We start from the raw sequence: 26,166 nt of genomic DNA on the forward strand, positions 1-26,166 counted from the left end.
TCAGAAATTCTGTCGGATGGTAAGGTAATAAGAGGGCCCGCGCGGATCGGCGAAATAGCTATAGCCTGACGGATTGAAGCCAGTGCCGATCACGTCGACGCGGGGGGATGCGTTGAAGATGTTGCGCGCGCCCCCCTCGATTCGGGTCGACTTGTTGGTGCCGAACAGCGCGAAGCGATACGACGCGAACAGATCGTTGAAGATCTGGCTGCCGATATGGTCGCTGCCCTGATTGGCCTGAACGTCGTGGGTCTCGTCGAAGAAGTAGGGGCCGAAATACCGCGCCGTCCAGCTTGCCGTCAGATCCGGGTTGATTTGCCAGCCGAGCGTGGCCGTGCCTTTCCACTTGAGCGCGCCGCCATCGTTCGCGCCGCCGACATTTGCGGCGCTGCCGGTTCCGACATATTCGATCCACGGTGACCCGGGCGTGACCTGCGCCGCCAGCGACAGGACGCGGGTGGCGTTGGCGGTGAGGTTGAAGGTGCCGATCCGCTTGGTGACCAGGCTGTAATCGAGCGCGAAATCGAGCGCCTCGACCTTGAGCCGCGATACGTTGAACAGGCCAAGGTCGATCCCCGTCACCGGCCCGACGCCGTAAGGGTCCCCCGGTGCCACCGGCCCCCGCTTGATAAGGCCTGGCACGGTTCCCTCGAAAGTAAAGTCGCGCGAGGACAAGGTCGCGAGCGAGGCGATATTGTCGCGCTTGCTGATCCGGCTCCAATCGACCGAGAGGCGCAGATTGGGCACGAACCGCGGGGTAAGGATCGCGCCTGCCGACCAACTGGTCGATCGTTCGGGCCGCAATGTGCCCGAGCCGGTATAGCTCAAGGTGAAATCGGTGCCGGTCGCGCCGACCGGCTCGCCGCCGCGGCGCGGATCGCGCAGGAAGCTCAGAAAATAGCCGGGTAGCGTAAGCGGCGACTGACTCGGCACGATCTGGGTGACGGTCGGCGGCAGGAAGCCCGTTGCGTAGCTGCCGCGCAAGGTCAGGTCCTGGGTCGGCTGGTAGCGTAGCGCCACGGTCGGGTTGGTCGATCCAAAGCTGCTGGAGGTCCGCTCGCCGTCTTCAAGCGGAGTGCCGTCGTCGGCGATCGCGATCTGGCGGGATCCGCGCGTCCGATATTCATCATGGCGCGCGGCGATTTGCACTTCGAGCAAATGGATACCGGGTACGTGGTTGCCGGGCGAAACCACCGGCAATACCAGCTCGGCATAGCCGCTGCTGACGATCTGGCGCTGCGGCTGGTACGCGATCGCCGAACGGACGCCGTTGCTACCGGTGCCGCTGAAGCGCGAGCCGCCATAGCTTTCGACGCGGTGTTCCAGCGAGCCCGAAATCCGCACCGCGCCGCCCCAGAGGGTCACCGGCAAGGGCCCGGAGGCCCGCACGACCGCATCCTGCAACGTCGTCGCGGCAGGAGTCAGCGTCGCGCGACCATAGAGGAATTGGCTGAAATCGAGATTGCTCGTAGCGGGATCGGCAAAAATCGAGAGCGCACCGCTACTGATCGCCGCCTGCGCGGCATCGGTGTCCATGTAGCTCGGCAAGGTCGCCTGATAGCGCGAGCGATTCCACGTATAGTCCGCACCGAGCGACCAATCCGTGCCGAGCTTCCACGTGAAGCCGCCCGCGACCCGGTAATTCTGGATCTCGGTACGCAGTTCCTGATCGGCCCCAACAGCGGGCACCGCCACCTGGATCGCCTGCAGGAAAGGATTGCCGGGATCGCTCGCGGCAAGCTGGAACACCGAATTGGCCTGCGTGGTGAGGAATTGGCTGCGGTTGCGCGAGGCGGCGAACTCGACGAAGCCCGAAAGCCTGGCGGTAAACTCGCGGCGCGCGCTGACCATGCCGGATAGCACTTGCGACGCGTTGAGCAGCGAATGGCGATTGCCATCCGCGACCGCAGTATCGGGCGTCGCGAGCGAATAGCTGCCCGCGACCAGCCCCGAGCCAACCGCTCCGGTCGCCCCGGTAGCAACATGCGCATAGGGCGAATTAAGCGCCTGTCCCGATTTGAGCACGAGGTTGGCGGGCAATCCCGTGTCGGGATCGTAGCCGACGATGTTGGTGGTGGCACCCACGGGTATCACGTCCGGGCTGCCATAATAGAAAGCGGGGTTGCGCGCGGCGGTGAGTGCGCGGCCCTTGCTCGCATAGTCGCGTTGGCCGTTGAGCAAGGGATCGCTCTGCGACCACGCGCCCGACAGCATCACCCGCGTCTTGCCGCCTTCGAGCGGGAAGCCGCCGCTCAGATCGATGCGCTTGCGCGCGCCGCCGCCATCGAACGTGCCGTCATAGGTGGCCTTGGCTTCCAGCCCCTGATAATCGCGCCGCAGAATGATGTTGATGACGCCGCCCGTCGCGCCGCCGCCGTAAATGCCCGATGCGCTCGTCGGCAAGACCTCGATCCGTTCGACCGAACTGAGTGGGATGCCGTTGATGTCGGGCTGGGCGAGCGACCCGGCGACGGAGAAGCCGGCAAGGCGCCGACCATCGACGAGGATCAGGGTTTCGTCGGCACCGAGGCCGCGCAGGTTGATCGAGCTGGCATTGCCCGTGCGTCCGCCGAGTTGCGACGCGCTTGCCCCGCTGGTTGCGGCCGTAAGGCGCTGACGCAAGAAGTCGTCGAGGTTCTGCGCGCCCGACTGCTTGATCGTTTGCCGACTGAACACCACATAGGGCCGGGCACCGTTTTCGCTGCGACGAATATCGGTGTTGAGCGAGCCGCCGACGACAACGATGTCGGGGGCTGCCGCCGAGGGCAGATCGGCGCGGGTCAGCGGTGGCGCTGGATCTCCGGGCGCGCCGTTGTTGGGTGCGCGCTGGCTGGACGTGGTGTGGGTGCGTCCGCCCCGGTCGCGCGGTGCGATCAACAGGAACGCGCCCGAAGGGGTTTGCCGAAAGGTCAGCCCCGACGATCGCAGCAGCCGCGAGAGCGCGAGCTCGGGCGGCAGGGTTTCGTGCAGCGCGGGGGCGCGGCGGCCCTGCGTCAGATCGGGCGTGTAGAGCAATTGGCGGCCACTCTGCCGTGCGAACACGCTCAGCGCCGAGGAGAGCGACTGCGCGTCGATGTCGAACCGAGCCGTGGCCTGTTGCGCGTGGCCGGGAGCGGGCAGGGCAATCAGCAGCATCGGAGCGGCACTGCCGGCAAGCGCCATCGCCATCCGGTGCGCCCGCGTGTTCACTCGCTTTACCCGATTCCCGTTCGTCATCACATTGTCCCCTGAACGGCTTCGCAGAAGCCCATGCAGCGTGAGACGCCAGATCCGAACGAACCCGAATCAGAAATCGTAAGAAAATTGCAAAAAGTTGGTCACGGCTTTGTCTTAAGTATGATCCGCGCCGGATCGCGCTCGTCGGCCTGGACGGGGAAGTAGAGCTGCATCGCCTCGACGAACGCCTTGGTGTCGCCCGACTGAAAGGCCCCGCTGATGCGCAGCGACGATAGCCCGGCGTCCCCGATGACGAGCGGGCGGCGCACGTAGCGGTTGATCTCGGCCACGGCCACGGAGAGCGGCTCGTCATCGAACACGATCATGCCGTTTTGCCAGCTTGTCAGTTGCTCGGTCGAGCGGATCGGCGTCACGCGCGTGCCCGCTGCCGACGCGGTGAGCATTTGGTTGGGAAGCAGGGCGTTCTCCCTGCCGCCGGGGCCGCCGCTCACGCTCACTTTGCCCTCGAACAGAGCGACGGCAACGGCGTCCCTGTCGAGCCGGACATCGAAAACCGTGCCGTGCGCGGTTATCGTCCGGCCCCCGGCGACGACCTCAAACGGGAGCGCCTGGCCTTTGGCAACATGGAACACGGCCTGCCCGCGTTCCAGGACCAGGCGGCGCGCGTGCGCGTCATACGCGACCTGCAGCCGCGTATTGGTGTTGAGGGTAGCGGTTGATCCGTCCGGCATCGTGACGGACAGCCGCTGGCCGATACCGGTCCCGTATCGCGGCGGCGCGGCGGCGGCGACCTGGGCGGGTCGGGCGACGGCGCGACGTGCGGCGGGAAGGAGAACCATATCGCGATGGCGATGCCAGCGGCAATCGTCGCCCCGGCCGCCCCGACCGCTACTGGCCAGCGCCTGCGGGTCGGCGGTGACACGACAAGACCAGCGATCGTCTCCTGCCGCAAAGCCAGCAGCTCGGGGCTTTTCGCCGCGCTCCGCACCAGCCGCATCGACTCCGCGATCTCGGCATAGGCTTGTGCATTGTGGGCGTCGGTGCGCCACTGCTCGAAGGCCGCGAGGGAGGCGCGGTCGGCGGCGCCTTCGATACGGGCATACCACAGCGCAGCCTGCTCGATCCGGGCATCCTCCATATCAGTCATCGCGGTGCGCCCGAACCGCCAGCGCGACCGCTGCCATCGCCTTTGCCTGATGCGCCTCGATCGCGCGGGTGGAGATGCCCAGCAGACGCGCAACATCGGCCGTCTTCTGATCTTCCAGCACCCGCAATACGAACACCGTCCTCGTCCTCTCCGGCAGCGCTCTCAGCGCCGCTTCTACCGCTGCTACCGCCTGCCTACCTGCCAAGACGCGTTCCGGCGAGAAATCCGTATCGCCGTGCGCCTCGGAATCGAGCGGAATGTGATGCGCGCTATGCCGCCGCTGCTCGCGTCGCGCATGATCGGTCAGCGTGGTGGCGGCGGCGCGGAAGAGATAATGTTCCGGCTTTTCGATCACGGTCATGTCGGACACTTGCGACACGCGCACCAACACTTCCTGCACGAGATCGGGAATGTCGTTGCGGTGCTGCGTGCGACGCGCGAAATAGCGGGCAAGGGGTGCCGAATAGCGCCGCGCAAGCGCTTCCAGAAGCGTGGAACGCTCCTGCTGCGATATGTTCGACTTTCGCTCGACCGGCATTGCAATCCTAACTGGTTGCCCACCAGACTTGCAGATCACGTCTTGCAAGTCACCTCTTGCCGGAAATTTGGTCTGCGAGGCAGGCCGCTCCCGGCGCGCCCGATATCTGTCGGAACGGCGCTTTTTACGGTGCCTGCGTCTAGACCGCTGGCCGCGTGGTGGCTCGGGTCGCTGCAAGGTCTCGGCGACTGATTGATTGCGACGACGGGTACTACGCTTCGGACGTCCTGATCCACGGGACAACGAAGCCCAAGCGAACGAGCGTGCGCGGTCCCGGTGTGTCCGATCGTCGACCCTATCGTCAGGTGAGCGGCAAGAGTGGATATCTACCGGACTCACTGCAGTTGGACGGAAACTTACATATCCGAAACGATATGGATTTGGCGCATTATGGATGATGGAAAGTCCGTCTTCTTTTTATAATCGAACAGTTTATTATAATATATTCTGAAATATTTTACGGTCTGGAATCCCGCATTTCAGGTCAATTCTGAATTATATCTCTTGTCCGTCAATTTCGGATATGTATATTTTCCGAAAAATCGTCCGATTCGTGAAAATGCGAAATATCAAATACTGATACAGTATAGATTAGCACGTTTGCGGGAGGAAATCATGGCAGTCTATCGAATTTTCGGTGAGCATTTGATTTCCGAAGGCGAATTTGCGGTGAAGGGCGCTGAGGTGACGCGGCTGGTGGCAGCCGGTTCGGGCGCACAACCTTCCATCACTCTCGACAATGGCGGGGTGCTGTCTTTTGCCGCGGTCGACGTCGGGCAGGGCGATGCCGTGGCGTTTCCCGCAGTCGCCTATGGCAAGCCGATGACGATCGATATTCGGAGCGTCTATACCGGAAACGTCGGATCGAAATCGCTGTTCGACGGAACGGGGGACATCGCGGTGGTGTCTGGCGTGAAGGACTGGAGTTCCGTCAAGGCGAGCGCGCGCGGGTTGAATTTCGTGGCAAGCAAGACCGGGCGTCACGCGTTGCTCGCGGGACCAGACGCATTGTCGGACGGTACGCGACTGGTGGCCTATCAAAAAGCGGTCGCTACGGCACAGGTGGTCGCCAGTTTTGAGATCGTCGCGGCCCCGCCGGATCCCGTCTTGCTGACAAAGCTTGGAGGCGCATTTACCGCCGCAGCCGGTGTCCCGCTTTTTTTGCCTTATGCTGGCGCTTTGCTGGCGGCAGGCCAGCTCGTTCCCCTCGCGGGCAGCTTGATCGATGCGATCGGCGCGCGTTCGCCCGGCTGGCACCAAAGTGCAGAACTCAGCTTCGATTTGCCGGGCTATGCGCCGGTTGCGGCCGATTTTCGACTCGTTGCTCCCGCCACATCGGATCTTCAGAAGCTTCGCTACCGCGCCAATGTGGGCCTGATCGATCGCGATGACCGGCTTTATACGGGCGACGAACCCTATGTTGTAATTGCCGTCTATGGCGGCGAGCGGCCCGAGCTCGAAGGCTTCACCCCCGGGGTGGTCGCCGCCGACATGGCGCGACGTTTCTACCCATCCAAGACCGGCGTCGCCACGGGACTCGACGATGTGCTGGAGATCGCCAAAGTTGCATCCGACTGGCGCTTCAATCGCCAGGCAACCGACCTACAGGCCCGTATCGCCAAAACGACGGATGCGGCCGCGTTGGAGCAGCTCAAGCGTCAGCTGTCCGCCGTGCTGGCCAATATCGTCGAGCCCGCGCTCGTGCCCGCCGCTGGAAAGGCTTGATCATGCCGGTTGATCGGGACATTCGCCTGCTGGTCAAGGCACGTGCGCCGAGCGCGACCGGGTTTGCGCTGTCCGACGCGCACCTATCGATGCTGGGTGCCATGCGCGCGGCGGTTGTACCGCTTATGCCGGCGATCAATGCCGGATTGGCGTCTGAGCTTGGCATTGCGGGCGGGGCTGGCGTTGCCGCGCAATGGTATGAGGTGCAGCTCGGCGACACGACGCTATCGCCGTGGGACGCCGCGCATCGGCTGCGGGCGCAAGATCTCGGCCTTGCCGCGCAGGTGGACTTTGTCGAACCCGATATCCGGCAGAACTGGTTGTGGCAGCGCGATGAGGTCCCGCCGGCATTGGCGTTGTCGCAAAACGATCCGGTCTCCGTGCCGCAGGACTCGCGTTTTCCACGCGAGACCGACGACGATTGGTACCGCGATGCGGCGCATAGCGGGTTCCTTGACGCGCTTGCGTGGCTTGACGGCGTGCCGACCGAGCGGCGGCGTCGCGTGCGCGTGGCGCAGCTCGATACAGGGTACGATCCTGGGCATCAGGCGCTGCCGCCGGGATCGACCGAACGCTGGCGCGCAATTTCGTGGCGGGCGAGGATCTGCACGATGCCAGCGATCAGGTCGACGGCCCGCTGACCAATCGCGGGCACGGCACGGGCACGCTCGGGATTCTCGCCGGACGCGACCCGGCCGATCCGACGCGCACGATCGGTGGTGCCCCGTTCGTCGACATTGTGCCCATCCGCGTCGCCGATCGTGTCGTGCTGTTCAGCAACAGTGCGATTGCTCGCGCGCTCGATTATGTCTTTAGCCTCAAGGACGATCCCGAGAAGCGGATCGACATCGTGACGATGAGCATGGGCGGGCTCCCCTCGCAAGCGTGGGCGGATGCTGTCAACGCACTCTATGACGCGGGCATTTTTCGTCGTGACCGCAGCGGGCAACAATTACGGCAATGCGCCGACGCGCAACATCGTGTTTCCCGCCCGGTTCAATCGCGTGGTCGCGGCGTGCGGGGTCATGGCGGACGGATCGCCCTATGCCGATTTGCCCGGGACGCTGATGGCGGGGAATTACGGCCCTGCGTCGAAGATGCGCACCGCGATCGCCGCCGCCACCCCCAACCTTCCGTGGGCGCGGATCGGCGCGCCGACGGTCGTTGATCATGACGGTTCCGGAACATCCTCGGCGACCCCGCAAGTCGCTGCCGCTGCGGCGATCTGGCTGGCCGATAGCGCGCATAGCGCTGAGCTTCCCGAGGATTGGCGGAGGGTCGAAGCGATCCGCTACGCCCTGTTCGCGAGCGCGCGGGGCGGTGCCAATCCCAAACTTGGTCGCGGCACGCTCGACGCGGTCGGAATGGCGGCGCAGTCGGTCCCTCTCGCCGAGCTCGAGCAGGAGAAGCCCGATACCGCCTCGTTCGCGTTCCTGCGGGCCTTGCTCGGAGTCGGGCTGACTGATCCCAGCGATGATCCGACCTATGCGATGCTGTCGCTCGAGGCACTGCAATTGTCGCTGCATCCGGTGATCGAGGCGATCCTGCCCGATCTCGACGCCGACCCCGATCAGCTTGCCGCGGCCACCCGCCAACGGCTGGCGGCTACCCTGGCGACCGACGCGCGCGCCTCGATGACACTGCGCCAATGGCTTGCAAAGGCTGCCGGTGCCAGTAACACCGGCGCTCCGCCTCCGACCGATGGTGGCGCAGCGCCACAAGCCTTGGAATCGCCACCGAGCCCCTCGGCACAGGCGCTGAACGCGTCGGCAAAGCTGGCCAATGCCCGCCAGCCCGTGATTTCGGCACCGTTGCGTCGGCACGTGCGGATCTTCGCGTCGGATCCGACGCTCGGGACCGGGCTCGACACGGTCGCGCGCAGTGTCACGACCGTCAGTGTCGCTTGGGAGCGGCTCGCACCGGGGCCTGTCGGCGAATATCTCGAAGTCGTTGACGTCGATCCCGCGAGTTCGGCGGCGTATGCGCCAGTCGCGCTCGACGACCCGTATCTGCTGCACGAACACGGCCTGTTTCCGAGCGAGACCGATCCGCAATTTCACCAGCAAATGGTCTATGCCGTCGCGATGCGCACGATTGAGGCGTTCGAGCACGCGCTCGGGCGGCGCGCGTTGTGGTCGCCATATCGGGACCCGAACGGCACCGACATCAGCGGGCGCTATGTCCAGCGGCTGCGTATCTATCCGCACGCACTGCGCGCCGCCAACGCGTTTTACAGTCCGGCCAAGAAAGCGTTGCTGCTCGGCTATTTCCAGTCGCCGGCGATTTGCGACCATGCCGACATTGCGCGTCCGACGGTCTTCGCCGCGCTGTCGCACGACATCGTTGCGCACGAAACCGCGCACGCCTTGCTCGACGGGCTGCACCGGCGCTTCATCGAACCGACCAACCCCGACGTCCTCGCCTTTCACGAGGGCTTTGCAGACATTGTCGCGATGTTCCTGCACTTCACTCTCCCCGACGCCGTGCGGCCCGAGATCGCGGCGACGCGCGGTGACCTGTTCACGCGAAACCGTCTGGGGCAACTCGCCTATCAATTCGGCCAGGCGACGGGGCAGCGCGGCGCGCTGCGCGATTATATCGGCACGATCGATGCCAAGGGGCATTGGAAATCGCGCCCGGTCAGCATCGACGATTATCACGCCGCGACCGAAGCGCATGATCGCGGCGCAGTGCTCGTTGCGGCGGTGTTCGATGCGTTCTTGCGGATTTACGAATGCAAGGCGAAGGAGTTGATCGCGCTCGCAACCGGGGCATCGGGTGTCCTGCCCCCGGGGGAATTGTCCGCCCCGTTGGTCGACGCGCTGACCATTGCGGTCTGCAAGATTGCCGGGCGCTTCCTCGACATCATGATCCGGGCGCTCGATTATTGTCCGCCGTTCGACATCACTTTTGGCGAGTATCTGCGCGCGGTGATCACGGCCGACCGAGACCTCGTGCCCGACGACCGGCGCGCCTATCGCGTTGCGATCACCGCTGCATTTCGCGCGCGCGGAATTTCCCCGCGCGATGTGCGGAGCGTATCGCCCGATACGCTCGCCTGGGAACGCCCGATCTCCACGTCTCCTTCAAGGAAGTGGTCGACGCGATGGCGCTCGATTTTCCGCTGGATACCACACGGGAAGAAATTTCCCGTCGCTCGGCGCACAATGCGCGGGTGTTCCACGATTGGCTGGTGCAGCGGGCACCCGATGACTGGCTAACGCTGTTCGGCATCGCGCGCGTCGCTGGACCAATGAACAAGCAAGCGACCGCCGCCGACGGAACCGTTACGACGATTGTCGGGAATGTGCGCGGGCCCGAAGTGCACTCGGTCCGCACGCTGCGGCGGGTCGGCCCCGATGGCACGATCCGCAGCGATTTGATCGTCGAGCTGACGCAAAGCTGGTATCCGGCTGATCCCAAGGACGGCCAGCGTTTTCGCGGCGGATGCACGCTGATCATCGCGCGTGACAGTGGTGCGCTCAATTATGTCGTGCGCAAGCGGATCGACAGCAGCGCGCGATACAGTAGCCAGGCGACCTATGTACAGCGGCCGCTAACAGGGCTGCGCGCCGCCTATTTCAACGCCGATTCAACCGTGAAAAGCGAGCCCTTTGCCATGCTTCACACACAGGATTTCGAGTAAAGTCATGGCGAAAGCAAAGTCCGCCGCTGCGCCGACGTCCGACGCCAAAGCGTCGCCGCCCACCTCCAAGACCGAGCCGCGCGCGCGCGTGCGAATGTATCGGCAAGGGTTGGGGGACTGCCTTTATGTGGAACTGCTGCGCGGCCAGCAGGCACCGTTTCGGATCATGATCGATTGCGGGCTCGTGCTGGGTGCGAAGGGCGCAACCACGACGATGCAAGCGGTGATGGCCGATCTGGTCGACACATTGGGCTCGGCCTCGCTCGACCTGCTTGTCGTCACCCATCCGCATTGGGACCATGTTTCGGGGTTTTTGCAGGCGAAGGACGATTTCGCCAAGATCAACGCCGATGCGGTCTGGCTTGGCTGGCCCGAAGACCCCGCCGACCCGCTCGCCGTCAAGCTCAGCTCGATCCATGCCGGTGCCGAGACCGCTTTGCGCGCCAGCATCGATAAACTTACGGCGCTCGGCCTCAATGAGAATGCACGCCAGACGCAAAGCCTGATCGACTTTCTCGGTGCCGCTCCCTCCGCCGGAGGCGGCACGACGCGCGACGCGGTGAAGGCAGCCGCAGCGAAGGTTCGCGTGCCGCGTTATTGTCGACCGGCCGACCCGCCGGTACTCATTCCCGGCACCGAGGCGCGGATTTTCGTCCTGGGGCCACCGCGCGACGAGGCCGAGTTGCGCCAGATGGATCCCACGTCGCGCAATCCCGAAACCTATTCGCTCACCGCACTCGACGGGTTGTACGGCCTCGCTGGCGTGTTCGGCGAGGGCGAGGAAGACGATCAACGTCCGTTTAACGCCAGTGTCACGATTCCGCTCGCGGATGCGCGCCAACTCGCGTTTTTTCCGCAACAGCTATGCCGCAGCCGACGTCGCCTGGCGCAGGATCGATACCGATTGGCTGGAGGACACGCAGAATTTCGCACTGCTGCTCGATCGCGCGGTGAACAATTCGAGCCTGGTTCTGGCCATTGAACTCGAGCCGGGCGGGCCCGTGCTCCTGTTCGCAGCCGATGCGCAAGTCGGCAATTGGCTTTCCTGGCTCAAATTGCGCTGGACGATCGGCGATCGGGTGGTGACCGGCCCCGACCTGATTGCGCGAACGATCGTCTACAAGGTCGGGCATCACGCCAGTTTGAATGCAACCCTGCGGGCCGAGGGGGTCGAGCGAATGAACGATTTGCAATACGCGTTCGTGCCGGTCGATGCGGTCGAAGCCAAGGCGAAGGGGTGGGGCGGGAATATCCCGTTCGCGGCGTTGCTCGAGGCTCTTAAGCGACAGACCGCGCCGGCGGGGGCGGTGTTGCGCTCGGACGAGATATGGAGCGGCACCGACCCGGCGATCACCCCGAGCAAGCTGGCGTATGAAGTGCTGCTATGACAGGCGCGCGGGTGTTGCACATCGTCCAGTTCGCCGATGCGGTCGACCCTGCGCCGGTTCAGGCGATGCTCGTTGACCTGCATGCCGCGCGGGCTGCAGGTAGGGTCGCTTTCGTCACCGCGCGCCTCGGGCGAACCGTCGAGCGTGCGGTGACGGACGGGCTGCTCGGCGGTCCGATCCAGATCGCAACCCCGGCCGCGCGGCTGGTGCTGACGGTCGAATTTGAGACGGTCGCGGCGCTTGATGCTTATTACGCCGCGCCCGCCCATGCAGAGATTCGCCGCACGGTGTTCAGTGCCCTGTCGCCCCGCGCGCGCGCGCTCTACGCGGCCGCCGACGACGACCCAAGCGACGCGCCGCATCTCTACGGAGCGATCGAGACGGCGCTTCGCCCGCTGTTGACGCGGATGGACATCGAGATTGCCCACGGAGACTGAGATGGCCGAATCGGATGCAGAAACGATCCAGCGAGAATGGTTCGAAGATCCGACCTTCAGCTATCTCAAGCGGCACTATTTCGACGCGGCAAAGCTCGAGCAGCGCACGATGGTGGAATTTGCGCGGGCGTTGCGCACCGGGCGGGTCATCGCGTTCACCGGATCGTTGACGACGATCGATCGCGGCTATCCCAAATGGCGGGATTTTGCCGCGCATTGCTTCGATTTTGCCTTTGGTGACCTGGACAAGTTCGAGGAGGCCAATGCCCGGGCCGATGTGCTGACGAAAAACAAGGAAATCCTGGCGACTTTCAAGGAAACACTAAAACGTGAAGATTTCGACGTACGTGTTGCGTTCAGCGTGATCGGAGAGATCATGGATATTGTCGGGCGTTATTCATCAAGGGCGCTCAGCAATTTGAACGAAAAGATCGCGAACGAGATTTTTTTAAAAACGCGAACGGCCGGTTAAACCGAATTCCGTGCTCGACTGCTTGTTGACCAAGCTGGATATCGATCGCATCCTCACGTTGAACTATGATTTTGAGGTAGAGCTTGCGATCGCGCAGGATCCCGGCGCTAAAGGATCGACGGTCGCCAAGCTCAATCGCGCGGGAATCCGCCAGGACGATCCCGCCACGCACAAGATTGTGCTGCGCATGCCGGGCGGACGGAGTCTCGTCAGCGATGTGTTTTTGCGCGAACGGACAGACCGTTTGATAGAGTTCGCGGTCGGCTCGGCCGAGCATGAATATCATGTGATGCATCTCCACGGGCGTGCCGATCGTCACGAAACGATGGTGGTCAGTTATCGCGATTATGATCGCCTTTACCGGCGCAGCGGCACATCGAAGGTGCCGTTCGAACATGCGCTGGGCCTGCTCTACTCAGGCAATCCCGTCCTGTTCGTCGGCATCGGGATGTCGGAAAGCGAGATCAACCAGAGCTTGCAGGATGTGGTCGGCGACCATCCGTATCGCCGCGTGATGCCGACGTTCCTGCTGTGGAACGCCGACATGACGTTGTCCGAAGAGGCGCGAAAGGCGGACAAGGCGATCAAGCGCATCGATATGCTGCACCGGCTCGGCGTGCTGACGCTGTTCGACGATGACCTGGCGCGGCATGCTGGCGTGGACCTTCTCGAGGGAGAGACAACCGAGCGCCTTGCCCGCTCAATCGACAATCTTGCCGCGGCGATGGCACGGCGCGGTGACGAGCACGCAAAACCGATCAGCCATTGGCGGTCTCTTTCACTGCGCGTTCCACAGCATGCCGACGGCAAAATCATCGCAGCCTGGGCGCTGATTGCCGCGCCGAGCTTACCGGCTCCGGCGGCGCTGATCACGCCGTTCCGCGAGGAAAATGCGCTGCTGACCGTCGTCGCGGCCACCTCGGGCCTGCGCAAGGGGGCCGCGGCGCGCTGTTTCGCAAATCGCTTTCAGGAAGACCATCCCTTGGCGACGGTCGTCCACATCAACGCCGATTTCTGCTTCGACACCGATACGATGCTCAATCTCATCGCCGAGGTGCTCTGGCGGCGTCGTGGCCATAGGGGGCCGCGCCATATGAGCCGGTCGCGACAGTTCGCTGAGGATCTTGCCTTTTGCTTGCCTGATAACAGCGATTTGGTGGTCGTGATTAGCGGTACCGAGCGGATGTTCGGCAATGGCGGCGAGCCGCTAAGCGCCGAATTCGACGAAGCGATGCGTTGCTTTGCCGCGTCGTGTTGTCGACATGCCCGCTCCAGGCATGCGCATGCCCGGTTCGTCATTCTGGGGACGCTCCGGGTTAAACAATATTTCTGCGGCCTTTTCGGCGAGGTTGGAACGATCGCGAGCGATGGACGTCCCCCGGTGGTCATCATCGATTACGGGCCATTGGTCGCGTCGTCGGGGCAATCGAACGCTGGCGACGCGGCCAGGCGTTTTCGCAAGCACCATTATCTGGAAGTGGAAATGGGGGTTCGCGCAACCGAGGCAATGACCCCGATCGCGATCCGCCGCGTCGACTTGAAGGCCGGGCCGGATGTCGCGATCGCCGATTATCGGCGCGCGCACTTCGCCGCCAACCTCACCCCCACGGCTTTGCGGAGCTTGGGGCTTGACCCCGACCTCGCGCTCGACATTCTGATGGTCATGGCGTTCGTCGGCCAGCCGGTCGAGGCCGAGGTGTTACTCCACGTACCCCGTCTTCGAACGCGGCTGGCCGATCCGATTTTCGGGGTCACCAAGGAAGTCGAGCGCCTCGAGCGGATCGGCAAGGAGCTTAGGCTCCTGTCGGGGTGCGGGCTGGTGCTGCCGGTCGCGCCGTCGATCGACCCGACGCACATGCCACGGTTCGGCATTCATGCGACGCTGCTCGCAGAATTGCGCGATCGTTCGGGTGTGCCGCTGTCAGAGGCGGCTTTGTCCGCCGCCTTCAACATGTCGCTCTATGCTGCCCAGCCAACCGACGGACCGGTTCCCGAGCCGCATTTGCACGACGAACTGGGGCATATGATCGACTGGTTAATCGGGGCCTATAACGATCCCTCTCCGATTTCGGACGAGCGGCCCAGCGAACCCGAACACCACCGTCCCGATGCGCTGGCAGCGCTACGCGCTGCGCTCGCGGTTATTCGCGGCTTCTATTCGACCAGCGCGCTGCTTTCGATCGAAAGCGACCGGTCGACCTGGCTTGGCGAGCGTGATGGGGCGTTGACCGAACATGGCGAGCGGCTCGATCGCCTGCTCGAAGCGTTCCTGCGGTCGCAACGGGCCGTGGAGCGGCGTGGCGACACGACAGGCTTTGGAGCTTTCTATCCCGACGAGATTGTCTGGCTCTATAATGAGCGCGGCGTCGTTAAGCTCGCGCAGGGCGATCTCTATGAGGCACGCGCCGCCTTTGACGAAGCCGATCGTTTCAACCGAACCTATGTCGAGTTCGGCGACCGAGCGTTGAACTGGCGTCGCATCACGCTGAACCAGATCGTGGTTGATATCGAACGCGGACGTTTTTCCTCGCGCGCGACAGGATCGACATGATCGAACGCGAAATCTCGCCGAAAAAGTGGGAGCGCGCACAATCTCTCGCCGATCAAGCGCGGCCGGGATCTGTGCAGGCGGACCCCGTCATCTCCTATGAAGAGATGCTCGCGCTTGGACTGACTACGGGATATCGTGGGCTTTGCGATCTCTTCCGCGGCGACATGCTCGGCGCGCGTCGCGGTTTCGAACAGGCGATGGCTCTTCTGCACCGGCTGGGCGAGTTGCGAGCCCTGGCGATCTTCCAGCGTTATTACGCTTCGCTCGGCCAAGCCATCCTGGAGGGTGGCGTCGCGGACGACATGCTCGAACGCGCCATCTGCAGCGCCCAGGCGGCGCATCAGATGGATGTGGTGCATCAGGGCCGGATCAGGCGCGCCGACCGGCGGATATCGCCCGGCCGCCTCGACGAACTCGCGCGGTCGAACCGAGATCTGATCGACGCGCTGCGATACGCCGATTCGACCGATACGTACCGGGTTCGTGTGGAGGCGCGGCGCGGCCTGGCGCGTTTGCGCATCGCCAGTGGTGATTATGAGGTTGCGCTCGAACATGCGATCGACGCGATGACGACGGCGACACGCTATGGCCTTAGTCTCCGCAAAATCGATCTCCGGATTCTGATCGGAGAAATCTTGATTCTACGCGGAGACCCCCTGTCGGGCCGCGCGCTCATCCATGCCGCGATCGAGGCGGCGACGCGGATTGGCTACCAACGGGCATTGGCCCATGCTCATACCGCGCTGGGTGGCTAAAGGGTGGAGTGGAGAACGTCATCGGTTGGCCAAATAGGCGTCCGGCCCGCGTAACAGCCGACGAGCGCGACGCCGCCCAGACCGCCGAGGGCGGACCGACAAGTTAGCGTGCGCACCGGCCGCTTTCCGCGCGCGATGCGCCTTGCGCGCAGGGTAGTCCTGCCTGAATGAAGCGAGTCACCGCCCAAATCTCGTCCTTGGTCAGCGACGTATCGAAGGCTGGCATCGCGCTGGAAAAAGGCCGGCCGCCCTCGGCGATGCTCCAATACATGAAGCCGTCGATGCGGGAAATTTTCATCTCTGACAGCCAGGCGATGTCGAAGGGGGATGGCGTGGACCCGCGCCCGGCCGCCCCATCGCCCTTGCCAGCCTGGCCGTGACAGGAAAGGCAGTTGGCGGCATAGACCACCGCTCCCCGCGCGATTGTCGTATCGGTCGCGGGGAGGGGGTTCCGCAGTGCTCGGTACGGCTCCGGCACACCCTTGGTCGCTACGAAATGGTGGCGGGGGATGCGATCGATCTCCGCCCAGCGCTGGATGCCGGGGATGAGCCTGGGAGATTGCGCAGCAATCGCGGTCCCTGCGGACAGGGCCAGCGCACCAACGCCCAGCAAGGTTCCAAATGACCGTAATGTCATGGCGCTGCGCCTTTTCCGCCTGTTGATGATGTGGGCATGCGCCGCATCGGCATTGGCATGGTATTCGGCAAGCTACGTACTTGGTGTGCGACACCAGTCCGACGGCAGGCGCGCCGAACCCGTGGCGCACGGCTAGGGTGTATTGCTTATGGTCTGCCGGGCTGCCGCTCGGCATTTTCGCAAGAACTCGACTCAAGAACTCGACTCTTGCCGGAGGCCGCCATGTCGCGCATCCTTGTCGTTGCATATTCGCGCAGTGGAAATACGCGCACCGTTGCCCAAGCCATCGCCACGCACTGCCATGCCGATTTCGAGGAAATCCGCGAGTTGCGTTCGCGCCGCGGCCCGGGCGGCTATGTCCGCTCCGCCGTCGAAGCGTGGCGACGCGCCCCGTCGACGATCCTGGCCCCACGCAATGACCCGGCAGACTATGATCTGGTGGTGCTCGGCTCGCCGGTGTGGGTTCAGCATGTGTCTTCGCCGATGCGGCGCTACCTGCTCGATCATGGCAGCGCGCTGACGCGAACCGCGCACTTCGTCACCGAAGGTGGCAGCGGCGGCCAAACTGCGCTTGCCGATATGGCCAGCCTGACGCCGCGCGCGCCGATCGCGACGCTGATCCTGACCGACGCCGAACTGCGCGCATCGCTACAGGCCAAGATCGCCGATTTCGTCGCCCAGATCGTGCGCGCAGCGTCGACGGATGCCTCCGCCTGAATCCTGAACCTGCCCATCTGCGTTAGGGAGTGGGCCAGTGGCACCTGCTCCCCTCCTCCGTTCGGGGCTGGTCTGGCAGGCGCGCGACCTGTCGGATCAGCCGCGCTAGATGACGTTGCCGGGGCTCGCATACTTCGCGATGGTGGGGCAGTGGGGTAAGCCGGGCATTGATCTGCCGATCGGGTCGATGACCGCGTATGCCACTCGGAGGCTTCGGAGCGTCGGGAAAGCGCGCGGAATCAGCCGGTCCGGGCGGACTATCGCGCGGTAAGGTTCGCTTGCGACCATTCCGCCAGCTTGCCGACGACTTCATCGGACGCAGTGCTGAACGCTTCGATGATCGGCCCGGCACGATTGTCACTGGCGACAACCGCCGCCGCCAAGCGCTGCTCGCCGATGATCGAGCGGTCACGCGCGATCAGACGTGCATCGGCTTCGATGCGTAGGGCGTGTTGCAGACCGACTGGTCGGACCGAAACCGACCTGCGGTTCCGGCCGTGACCCACTGACTGGTTTCAGGTTACCCCCAAGCCAAGGGGCATTCATCCAGATCAAGCGACTTGGTCAGAAGACATGCAGTCGGTAGGCCCGACCGCAGGATTCAGGACGGGAGGCTGGCCGGAAGCATCAACGCCCGCGCGTTGCGTCGTCAATTCTCCGCCAATCGGAATTAAAGCCGACGATTGATGGTGGGTGCGCATTCCGATTGGCGCTAAATCGTCTCACAGCGTCCCATTTTGAACGCTACCTAAAACGCTACCTTGAGCGATGCCCGCTTCTCGCGATGAGGGCTAAGTCATTGAAAAATGGTGGACGCACTTGGGCTCGAACCAAGGACCCGCTGATTAAGAGTCAGCTGCTCTACCAACTGAGCTATGCGTCCATTTCCGGCGGTCTGGCGAGGCGCTTGGTGGCGCGACCGCTGCGGGAGGTGGCCGGTTAGCAGCGTCGCCGCGGGTTGCAAACCCTTTTTTGCGAAAAAGCCCATAAAAATTACCAGCGCGTGGTCTGGCGATTGGTGCGGTCGATCGACATCAGGATGCCCAGACACAGCATAAAGGTCATTTGCGACGACCCGCCATTGCTGATCAAGGGCAGCGGGACGCCAACGACCGGGGCCAGGCCCATCACCATCGCCATGTTGATCGACACATAATAAAAGATCGTCGCGGCGAGCCCGGCAGCGGTCAGCCGGGCGAAGCGCGATTGCGCTTGCAATGCCGCCGCCAGGCCCCATTGCACGATGCCGACAAAGGCGACGATCAGCAGCACGCCGCCGAGCAGGCCCCATTCCTCCATCATCGTCGCCAAAGCGAAATCGGTATGGCCTTCGGGGAGGTAGTCGAGATGGCTCTGGGTGCCGTTGAGGAAGCCCTTGCCGAAAATGCCGCCCGATCCGATCGCGATCTTCGACTGGCTGATGTGATAGCCAATGCCCAGCGGATCGCTTTCGGGATTGAGGAACACGAGAATGCGGTTGCGCTGATAGCCGTGCAACACGAAATTGACCGCAAGCGGTACCGCCGCCGCCAGTGCCAGCCCCCCGCCGATGAACAGCCGCAGCGGCACGCCCGCCAGGAACATCACCGTCACGCCGCCGATCACGATCATCAGTGCCGTGCCCAGATCGGGCTGTTTCATCACCAAGGCGGCGGGCACCAGGATCAGCAAGGCGGCGGGCCAGATCGCCCCGAACCGCCGTGTCTCGTTGGGTGGCAGCATGTCGTAGAATTTCGCGCAGGCCAGCACGATGCACGGCTTCATCAATTCCGATGGCTGCAACCGGAAGCCGATGCCGAGGTCGAGCCAACGCTGCCCGCCGCCGCGCACCGCGCCGATCAGCTCCACCAGCACCAGCAGCACGCACAGCACGCCATAAGCCGGCAAAGCGAGGCTGCTCCACGTTGTCTCGCGCACCCGCGACAGCGCGATCGCCCCCGCCAGAAACACGACAAAGCGAATGCCCTGCGAAAGCGCCCAGGGCCGGATGCTGCCGCCCGCCGCCGAATAGAGCACGAACAGGTCGAAGCCGCCGATCGCGATGACCAGCAGCAGGATCCGCCACGGCAATTGCGCCAAGGGGGCAGGGACGAAGTTGAGGCCGCTCATGGCACGTCGCGCTCGGTAGTGCCGTCCTCGGCGACGGTGTTGCCGGGGGCTGCAGTGTTAGCGAGTTCTTCGGCCGCGGCGACATCGGCGGCGGAGGCGGCGCGGACGGCAGGGGCGTCGGTGGGCGCAGTGGCGTTCAGTTCGGTCTGCGCGCCGACCGCTAGCGGCGGTGCCCCCGCCGCCGCACGATAGGCGGCGGTCTCTGCGGCCATGCGGGTTTTGATATCGCCGCCCCAGGTCGGCTCGGCCTCGGCCAGCGAGGCGAGCGCGCGGTCGCGGTCGAACAGATAGGTCATGATATCGCGTGCGATCGCTGGCGTATCGAGATTGCGGACGGTGTGGCCGCCGTGTTCGAGCACCACGGCAATTGCGTAACGCGGCTTGTCATGCGGCGCAAAACCCTGAAACAGCGCGTGGTCGCGCATCTTGAACGGGAGCGCGCCGTTCTTAAGCACGCCACCGGCGCGTTCGGCCATGGTGATGCGGCGGACCTGCGCCGTGCCGGTCTTGCCCGCGAGCGCCACGCCCGGAACCAGCATTCGCGCCGCGCCACCGGTCCCGCCGCCATTGACCACGCCCCACATCGCTTCGTGGACCGTCTGGAGGTGATCGGGCTCGAATGGCAGGAGCGGGGCGTCCCGGCGAACGTCCGCCGCGAGGATGCTCGGCTGCAGCGCGCGGCCCGAAGCCAGCCGCGAGGCCATGACCGCAAGCTGGAGCGGATTGGACAGCACATAGCCCTGGCCGATCGACGCGTTGAGCGAATCGGCCACGGTCCATGGGTGTTTGTAGCGGCGCAGTTTCCAGGCGGGGTCGGGCACGGTGCCGTAACGCTGGCTGTTGAACGGCAAGGCGAACTTCTGCCCGAGCCCGAGCGTGCGCGCGACCGGGGCGACATGTTCATAGCCGAGCCGCCGAACCATCTCGTAAAAATAGATGTCGCAGCTCTGCATGATCGCATTTTTGAGGTCGAGCGCGCCGTGCCCGCTCTTTTTATGGCAGTGGAAGATGCCGTTGCCGACGCGCAAAGCGCCCGTGCAGACGACCCGATCGGAGGCCGGAACCCCCGCGCCGAGCAGGGCCAGGCCGTTCATCGGCTTGACCGTCGAGCCCGGCGGATAGAGCCCTTGGAGCACCTTGTTCATCAAGGGCACATGGTCGTTGTCCGACAGCATCTTCCATTCGAGATGGCTGATCCCGTCGGAGAAAGTGTTGGGATCGTACGCGGGCATCGACACCATCGCGAGCATCTCGCCGGTCGCCACGTCGATCACCACGACCGAGCCCGACTGCGTGCCGAGCCGCCGCGCGGCATATTCCTGCAGGCCTGCATCGATCGTCAGCCGCGCATTGGTGCCCGGCTGGTCTGGTTTGGTGGCCAGTTCGGCGACGAGCTTGCCGCGCGCCGTCACCTCGACCCGCTTTTGTCCGGCGACCCCGCGCAGCGTCGATTCGAGCGTCTTTTCCAGGCCATCTTTGCCCAGCTTGAAGCCCGGCGTGACCATCAACGGGTCGCGGGTCTGCTTATATTGTTCGGCGGAGGCCGCACCGACATAGCCGGTGAGATGGGCGACCGCCGCCCCCGCCGGATAACTGCGCGAAAAGCCGCGCGTGGGGGCGACGCCGGGAAGCTCGGGCAAGCGCACGCTGACGGCGGCGAAGCGTTCCCAATCGAGATTCTCCGCCACCTGTACCGGCTGAAACCCGGCGGCGTGCTCCAGATCGGCGACGAGCCGGTCCATCTCCTCGGGCGGCAGCTTCAGGATGTCGCGCAGCAACCCCAGCACATGGCCCTTGTTTTCGAGCCGGTCGGGGATGATGTCGACGCGAAAGTCGGTGCGGTTATTGGCGATCGGCGCGCCGTGGCGATCGACGATCCAGCCGCGCCGGGGCGGCACCAGCGTCATGTTGACGCGGTTGCTTTCGCTGAGCGAGCTATACCGTGCGTTTTCGGCGATGGCGAGCCAGGCCATGCGCCCGGCGAGCGCCACGCCAACCGCGCCCTGCAAGCCTCCCAGCAGGATCGCGCGGCGCGAAAAGCTGTAGCTTTGCGACGCCTCGGTCACCATGCGCGGCGATTGCGCGAAGGTGGCGCGCTTCATTCCGGCTCCTCATCGCCCGCCAGCATGGCGCAAATCCGCGCGGCGAGCGGGAAGAGGAGGGTTGCGATGACGATCTGCAGCAGCAGAACGGTGTCGACATGCGCGCCGAGCGGCGCGGCAACCAGGCGCCCCAGGATCAGGCAGAAGGCGACCGACCCTGCCGCAATCAACCAATCCTGCCAGAAATCACGATAGACGATCCGCTGGTCGATCAAGTCGATCATGAAGAAGCACAGCGTCCAGAACAGCATAGCGGTGCCGAGCGGTTGCCCGCTGATCAAATCATCGAACAGCCCCAGCGGAAGCGGGGCCCAAATGCGGAGCGAATCGGGTTTGGTCAGCCGCCAGCCGAGCAGCATCAACAGCCCGAAGGGCGGCAGGATCGGAAAGGTCGCGATGAACGGCCACAGGGTCACCGCCGAGCCGACGATCACCGACAGCGCCGGCACGAAGCGCTGAAAACCGGTTACCGGTGCCTCGTCAAACGGGCCGCGAACCTGGCTCATTTCTTCTTCTTGGGCTTGGCGGGTTTGGGGGTCGGGATCGGCACGGGAATGGGCGGCGGCTCAGGCATGAAGGCGCGTTGCACCAGCGCGTAATCCAGCGTGTCGGCCTGGGCGAAGCTGCGCGCGATCGAGGCATCACGGCCGCGCCGGAGGACGCGCGCGACGGGAATGTTGGGCGGGTAAATGCCGCCGGTGCCCGAGGTCACGAACACGTCGCCCGGCCCGAAATCAGTGGTAGAAAGCGCAACCGATTTCACGTCGATCAACCCGTCGCCGCGCCCGGCGGCGAGCGCTGGCATCCCGTCGCGCGTGCGGCGCACCGGCACCACGCTTTCCGGATCGGTCAGCAGCAGCACGCGCGCGCTGTTCGGGCCGGTTTCGAGGACACGACCGATCAGGCCTTCGGGGCCGCGCACGGGTTGGCCGGTCGCAACGCCCTGCCAGGATCCCGCATTGAGCACCGCAAAGCGCCGCGTGCTGGAGCCCGTGGAGCTGACGAGCCGCGCCGCGACGACCGGCTCGGCGATGCGCTCGCGCATCTTGAGCAGCGCCAGCAACCGGCGATTGTCATAGGAGAGCGATCGCGCGCGCATGAACAACGCGTGCTGGTCGGCCAGTTGCTTGCGCAAGGCGGCATTCTGGCCGCGCACCGCGAGATAGTCGCCAATGCCGCTCGGAATAGAGCCCAGCCAGTTTCCCACACCCGAAATGCCCGACGATACCGGCGTGGTAACTTCGGCCAGACTGGCGCGGAGCGACGCGAAGGCGGGCGGATCGAGCGAGGACAAGGCAAGCAGCACCGCGCTGACGATCGCACCCGCCAACGCGACGACATATGCCAGGAAGAAACCGTATTGCGCCCGCCGCGAAAAACCGGGACGCCGATTATGTGGCGGCGCCATGCTAACCCCATCCAAAAGCCCGAGGGCCGCCTAAAGAAACCGGTCTTCGCCTTACGCGATGTCGGTGTGCCTGAGTAGGGGTTACCCTAGCTTCAGGCACAACGACGTGTCATTTCAGAGCGTCACGCGGAGTGAAGAACACCCCGGAAGACCGGATCCTCCAGCGCGCGCCCGGTGCCGAGCGCGACGCAGGTGAGGGGATCGTCGGCGATAGTGACGGGCAGGCCGGTCTCGTCGCGCAGCACCTCATCGATGCCCTTGAGCAGCGCGCCGCCGCCGGTGAGCACGATACCCTGGTCGACAATGTCGGCTGCCAGTTCGGGCGCGGTGTTTTCAAGTGCGATACGCACGCCCTCGACGATCTGGCCGACCGGTTCGCTCAGCGCTTCGGCGATCTGGCCCTGGTTGATCTGGATTTCCTTCGGCACGCCGTTGACCAGATCGCGACCCTTGACGTGGATCGTCAGGCCGATGCCATCGAGCGGCGGCTTGGCGACGCCGACTTCCTGCTTGATCCGCTCGGCCGTGGCATCGCCGATCAGCAGATTGTGGTTGCGGCGGACATAGGAGACGATCGCTTCGTCCATCTTGTCGCCGCCGACGCGCACCGAAGTGGTGTAGGCAAGGCCGCGCAGCGACAGCACGGCGACTTCGGTGGTGCCGCCGCCGATATCGACGACCATCGAACCGATCGGTTCGGTCACCGGCATGTCGGCACCGATCGCGGCGGCCATCGGTTCCTCGATCAGCCACACCTGGCTGGCACCGGCATTGGACGCGGCGTCACGGATCGCGCGGCGCTCGACCGAGGTCGAGCCCGAGGGCACGCAGATCACGATTTGCGGCCAGCGCATGAAGCGGCGTTGCCCGCCATGTACCTTGTGGATGAAGTGCTTGATCATCTGCTCGGCGACGTCGATGTCGGCGATGACCCCATCGCGTAAGGGACGGATCGCCTGGATGCTGTCGGGGGTCTTGCCCATCATCAGCTTGGCGTCGTCACCAACCGCCTTGACGCGTTTGACGCCATTGAGCGTCTCGACCGCAACGACCGACGGCTCGTTGAGCACGATGCCCTTGCCGCGCAGATAGACGACCGTGTTGGCGGTGCCGAGATCGATGGCCATGTCATGAGAAGAAAAGCGGAAGAGATTCGAGAAAAAGCCCATGGATCGTTCCGTTTCACGCCGGACTTAATGAACTGCCGACAGGTCGCACAAAGGTCGCGCGTCGCTTGCAACCGGGGCGTTCAGAGCGTTGCCTCCACGCTCTGATGCTCGGTTGAATGCGGGTCGCGGGATGCCGTCGATTGGGCTAGAGGCTAGGCCATGTCAATACGCCGCCTGCCAGAACATCTCGTCAATCGCATCGCTGCCGGTGAAGTGGTGGAACGGCCCGCCAGCGCGTTGAAGGAACTGGTCGAGAATGCGATCGACGCCGGGGCCACCCGCATCGCTGTGCGCCTTGGGGGTGGGGGGACCGATCTGGTCGAAGTGACCGACGACGGATGCGGCATGACCCCGCCCGATATGGCACTGGCGCTGGAGCGCCATGCCACCTCCAAGCTTCCCGATGAGGCGATCGAAGCGGTCAGTACGCTCGGCTTTCGCGGCGAGGCGTTGCCCTCGATTGCAAGTGTCGCGCGGCTAACGCTGGAAAGCCGCCCGCGCGGGGCGGAAGGGTGGGCGCGCGTGGTCGACAATGGCGTGCTGGTGTCGGAGGGCCCCGCTGCGATTCCGCCGGGGACGCGCGTGCGCGTCGAGGCGCTGTTCGAGCGCGTGCCCGCGCGGCGCAAGTTCCTGCGCTCGGCGCGTAGCGAGTTCGCCGCCTGCATCGACGTGGTCAAGCGGCTCGCCATGGCACGGCCCGACATCGGGTTTTCGGTCGAGCATGACGGGCGGCGCTCGTTCGGGGTGAGTGCGGGCGAGACCTTGCCCGACCGCGTCGCCGCGCTGACCGATCGCGGGTTGATCGACAATGGCGTTGGCGTCGATTTCGTGCGCGAAGGGATCGGGCTTGGCGGCATCGCCGGGTTGCCCACCTTCAATCGCGGCATTGCCGACCACCAATATCTGTTCGTCAACGGGCGCCCGGTGAAGGACCGCCTGCTGATCGGGGCGATTCGCGGCGCCTATGCCGAGATGATGCCGCGCGACCGCCATGCGGTGGTGGCCTTGTTCCTCGACGTGCCGCCCGACGCGGTCGACGTGAACGTGCATCCGGCGAAGACCGAAGTGCGCTTCCGCGATCCGGCGCTGGTGCGCGGGCTGATCGTCAGCGGCCTGCGCCGCGCGCTGGATGAAGCCGGGCACCGCAGCCAGCGGGCACCGGAAACGGCGATGGCGGCTTGGCAAAGCGAGCCGGTCGAGGCGATCGCGCCGCCATCTCCCTCTCCCCACTTGTGGGGAGAGGGTCGGGGAGAGGGGCAGTGGGAAGCGCCACGGCCCGCTTACACCCTCAACGACCGCCGCCCCAGCTTCACCCCACCCCCGCAAGCTCGCGCCGAACCGGCTTATGCGCCGCCGCCCGAAACCGCCGACTATCCGCTCGGCGTCGCGCGCGGGCAGGTGGCCAAGACCTATATCGTCGCCGAAAGCCGCGACGGGCTGATCCTGGTCGACCAGCACGCCGCGCACGAACGGCTCGTGCTCGAACGTATGCGCAAGGCGATGGCGAGCGGCGGGGTGGCGAGCCAGGCGCTGCTGCTGCCCGAAGTGATCGAACTCGATGAACCGGCCTGCGACCGGCTGGAGGCACGCGCGGCGGAACTGAGCGAATTCGGGCTCGACCTCGACCGCTTCGGCCCGCGCGCGATGCTGGTGCGCGGTGTGCCGGCGATGCTCGGGCAGGGGGATGTGACGGGCCTCGTCACCGATCTGGCCGATGAGCTCGCCGCGTTCGATGAGGCGCTGTCTTTGCGCGAGCGGCTCGACCATGTCGCTGCGACGATGGCGTGCCACGGCTCGGTGCGCGCCGGGCGGGTGCTGTCGGTCGCCGAGATGAACGCGCTGCTGCGCGAAATGGAGGTCACCCCGCACTCGGGCCAATGCAATCACGGTCGTCCGACCTGGGTGAAGCTGGCGCATGGCGACATCGAGAAGTTGTTCGGGCGGAAATAGCGTGCGGCTTGCGCAGGAATGAACGACGGAGCGTTGATTCGCTCATTTCGTCTACAATAAAGAACGCTTCGCCGTATTGAATTGGGCGGCGCGCATACGCATCTCATGCGCAACGTTGTCCAGGCAACATCCCATCACCGCAAAGCGATCTTTCCCATGAACAAGATTCTTCCCGTTTTCCTAGCGCTTATCCCCTTTGCTGCGCTGGTCGGCGCGTGCGCGGTCACGGGGTAACTGC

Annotated in this window: 22 protein-coding genes, 1 tRNA gene and 1 pseudogene; 13 read left to right on the forward strand and 11 right to left on the reverse strand. The window is 64.5% G+C overall.

Annotation, left to right across the window (positions count from 1 at the left end):
* From NW75_RS10460 to NW75_RS10470, 3 genes are all read right to left on the reverse strand, one after another.
* Nucleotides 1-3,216 (reverse strand): TonB-dependent receptor, encoded by a 3,216-nt coding sequence (locus NW75_RS10460; RefSeq protein WP_081988726.1) that lies wholly within the window; start codon nt 3,214-3,216, stop codon nt 1-3.
* 101 nt (nt 3,217-3,317) lie between these two features.
* Nucleotides 3,318-4,016 carry a FecR family protein gene (locus NW75_RS10465; protein WP_033965151.1) on the reverse strand — a complete coding sequence of 233 codons (699 nt, stop codon included), beginning with the start codon at nt 4,014-4,016 and terminating at the stop codon, nt 3,318-3,320.
* A gap of 300 nt (nt 4,017-4,316) precedes the next feature.
* Nucleotides 4,317-4,862, reverse strand: coding sequence for an RNA polymerase sigma factor (locus NW75_RS10470; RefSeq protein WP_052192357.1), 546 nt, complete (start codon nt 4,860-4,862; stop codon nt 4,317-4,319).
* Between the two features lie 615 nt (nt 4,863-5,477).
* Here NW75_RS10470 and NW75_RS10475 point away from each other — a divergent pair.
* The 11 genes and pseudogenes from NW75_RS10475 to NW75_RS10525 all read left to right on the forward strand — a co-directional run bounded on the left by NW75_RS10475 (nt 5,478) and on the right by NW75_RS10525 (nt 15,836).
* A complete protein-coding gene (locus tag NW75_RS10475) occupies nt 5,478-6,587 on the forward strand; it encodes a hypothetical protein (RefSeq protein WP_033965154.1) in 1,110 nt (369 codons plus the stop codon).
* A 2-nt stretch (nt 6,588-6,589) separates the two neighbouring features.
* Complete coding sequence (locus NW75_RS10480) at nt 6,590-7,228, forward strand: hypothetical protein (RefSeq protein ID WP_033965156.1); 639 nt, start codon at nt 6,590-6,592, stop codon at nt 7,226-7,228.
* Nucleotides 7,177-7,446: pseudogene (locus NW75_RS28235) on the forward strand (hypothetical protein); the annotation flags it as partial. The gene NW75_RS10480 and the pseudogene NW75_RS28235, both read left to right, overlap by 52 nt.
* 52 nt (nt 7,447-7,498) lie before the next feature.
* Nucleotides 7,499-9,808 (forward strand): hypothetical protein, encoded by a 2,310-nt coding sequence (locus NW75_RS22900; RefSeq protein ID WP_156143017.1) that lies wholly within the window; start codon nt 7,499-7,501, stop codon nt 9,806-9,808.
* The gene (locus NW75_RS10495) at nt 9,781-10,233 is read left to right on the forward strand and encodes a hypothetical protein (protein WP_156143018.1); all 453 of its coding nucleotides are present in this window, start codon (nt 9,781-9,783) and stop codon (nt 10,231-10,233) included. The genes NW75_RS22900 and NW75_RS10495 overlap by 28 nt, the downstream gene beginning before the upstream one ends.
* A gap of 4 nt (nt 10,234-10,237) precedes the next feature.
* Nucleotides 10,238-11,215, forward strand: a complete 978-nt coding sequence (locus NW75_RS10500; RefSeq protein WP_033965161.1) for a hypothetical protein — start codon at nt 10,238-10,240, stop codon at nt 11,213-11,215.
* Nucleotides 11,216-11,234: 19 nt separating this feature from the next.
* Nucleotides 11,235-11,621, forward strand: a complete 387-nt coding sequence (locus NW75_RS10505) for a hypothetical protein (RefSeq protein ID WP_156143019.1) — start codon at nt 11,235-11,237, stop codon at nt 11,619-11,621.
* A complete protein-coding gene (locus NW75_RS10510; RefSeq protein WP_033965170.1) occupies nt 11,618-12,058 on the forward strand; it encodes a hypothetical protein in 441 nt (146 codons plus the stop codon). Before NW75_RS10505 ends, NW75_RS10510 begins: the two co-directional genes overlap by 4 nt.
* Nucleotide 12,059: 1 nt before the next feature.
* A complete protein-coding gene (locus NW75_RS10515; RefSeq protein WP_033965171.1) occupies nt 12,060-12,530 on the forward strand; it encodes a hypothetical protein in 471 nt (156 codons plus the stop codon).
* 10 nt (nt 12,531-12,540) lie between these two features.
* Entirely contained in the window at nt 12,541-15,081 is a 2,541-nt protein-coding gene (locus NW75_RS10520; RefSeq protein WP_033965173.1) for an SIR2 family protein, read from the forward strand.
* Complete coding sequence (locus tag NW75_RS10525; protein WP_033965175.1) at nt 15,078-15,836, forward strand: hypothetical protein; 759 nt, start codon at nt 15,078-15,080, stop codon at nt 15,834-15,836. Before NW75_RS10520 ends, NW75_RS10525 begins: the two co-directional genes overlap by 4 nt.
* A gap of 103 nt (nt 15,837-15,939) precedes the next feature.
* Here the strand turns inward: NW75_RS10525 and NW75_RS22905 are convergent, their stop codons facing one another.
* The gene (locus NW75_RS22905) at nt 15,940-16,473 is read right to left on the reverse strand and encodes a c-type cytochrome (protein WP_081988727.1); all 534 of its coding nucleotides are present in this window, start codon (nt 16,471-16,473) and stop codon (nt 15,940-15,942) included.
* Nucleotides 16,474-16,695: 222 nt separating this feature from the next.
* On the opposite strand from NW75_RS22905, the gene NW75_RS10535 reads away from it, so the two are divergent.
* On the forward strand, nt 16,696-17,190 hold the full coding sequence (locus NW75_RS10535) for a flavodoxin family protein (protein ID WP_033965193.1): 495 nt from the start codon (nt 16,696-16,698) through the stop codon (nt 17,188-17,190).
* Nucleotides 17,191-17,447: 257 nt separating this feature from the next.
* Here NW75_RS10535 and NW75_RS10540 read toward each other — a convergent pair whose 3' ends face one another.
* From NW75_RS10540 to NW75_RS10570, 7 genes are all read right to left on the reverse strand, one after another.
* On the reverse strand, nt 17,448-17,696 hold the full coding sequence (locus tag NW75_RS10540) for a hypothetical protein (RefSeq protein WP_033965176.1): 249 nt from the start codon (nt 17,694-17,696) through the stop codon (nt 17,448-17,450).
* A 301-nt stretch (nt 17,697-17,997) separates the two neighbouring features.
* Nucleotides 17,998-18,073, reverse strand: a tRNA-Lys gene (locus tag NW75_RS10545).
* 110 nt (nt 18,074-18,183) lie between these two features.
* Complete coding sequence (gene rodA, locus NW75_RS10550) at nt 18,184-19,299, reverse strand: rod shape-determining protein RodA (RefSeq protein ID WP_033965177.1); 1,116 nt, start codon at nt 19,297-19,299, stop codon at nt 18,184-18,186.
* Nucleotides 19,296-21,401: a penicillin-binding protein 2 gene (gene mrdA, locus NW75_RS10555; protein ID WP_033965178.1), complete on the reverse strand. Its 2,106-nt coding sequence runs from the start codon at nt 21,399-21,401 to the stop codon at nt 19,296-19,298. Before mrdA ends, rodA begins: the two co-directional genes overlap by 4 nt.
* Nucleotides 21,398-21,907, reverse strand: a complete 510-nt coding sequence (mreD, locus tag NW75_RS10560) for a rod shape-determining protein MreD (protein ID WP_033965179.1) — start codon at nt 21,905-21,907, stop codon at nt 21,398-21,400. Before mreD ends, mrdA begins: the two co-directional genes overlap by 4 nt.
* On the reverse strand, nt 21,904-22,809 hold the full coding sequence (mreC, locus tag NW75_RS10565; RefSeq protein ID WP_033965180.1) for a rod shape-determining protein MreC: 906 nt from the start codon (nt 22,807-22,809) through the stop codon (nt 21,904-21,906). Before mreC ends, mreD begins: the two co-directional genes overlap by 4 nt.
* Before the next feature lie 122 nt (nt 22,810-22,931).
* The gene (locus NW75_RS10570) at nt 22,932-23,978 is read right to left on the reverse strand and encodes a rod shape-determining protein (RefSeq protein WP_010403353.1); all 1,047 of its coding nucleotides are present in this window, start codon (nt 23,976-23,978) and stop codon (nt 22,932-22,934) included.
* Between the two features lie 159 nt (nt 23,979-24,137).
* On the opposite strand from NW75_RS10570, the gene mutL reads away from it, so the two are divergent.
* Nucleotides 24,138-25,928, forward strand: coding sequence for a DNA mismatch repair endonuclease MutL (mutL, locus tag NW75_RS10575; protein WP_033965181.1), 1,791 nt, complete (start codon nt 24,138-24,140; stop codon nt 25,926-25,928).
* The last annotated feature ends 238 nt before the right edge of the window (nt 25,929-26,166 follow it).

It is taken from the genome of Sphingomonas sp. Ant H11 (assembly GCF_000797515.1).
GTDB lineage: Bacteria > Pseudomonadota > Alphaproteobacteria > Sphingomonadales > Sphingomonadaceae > Sphingomonas.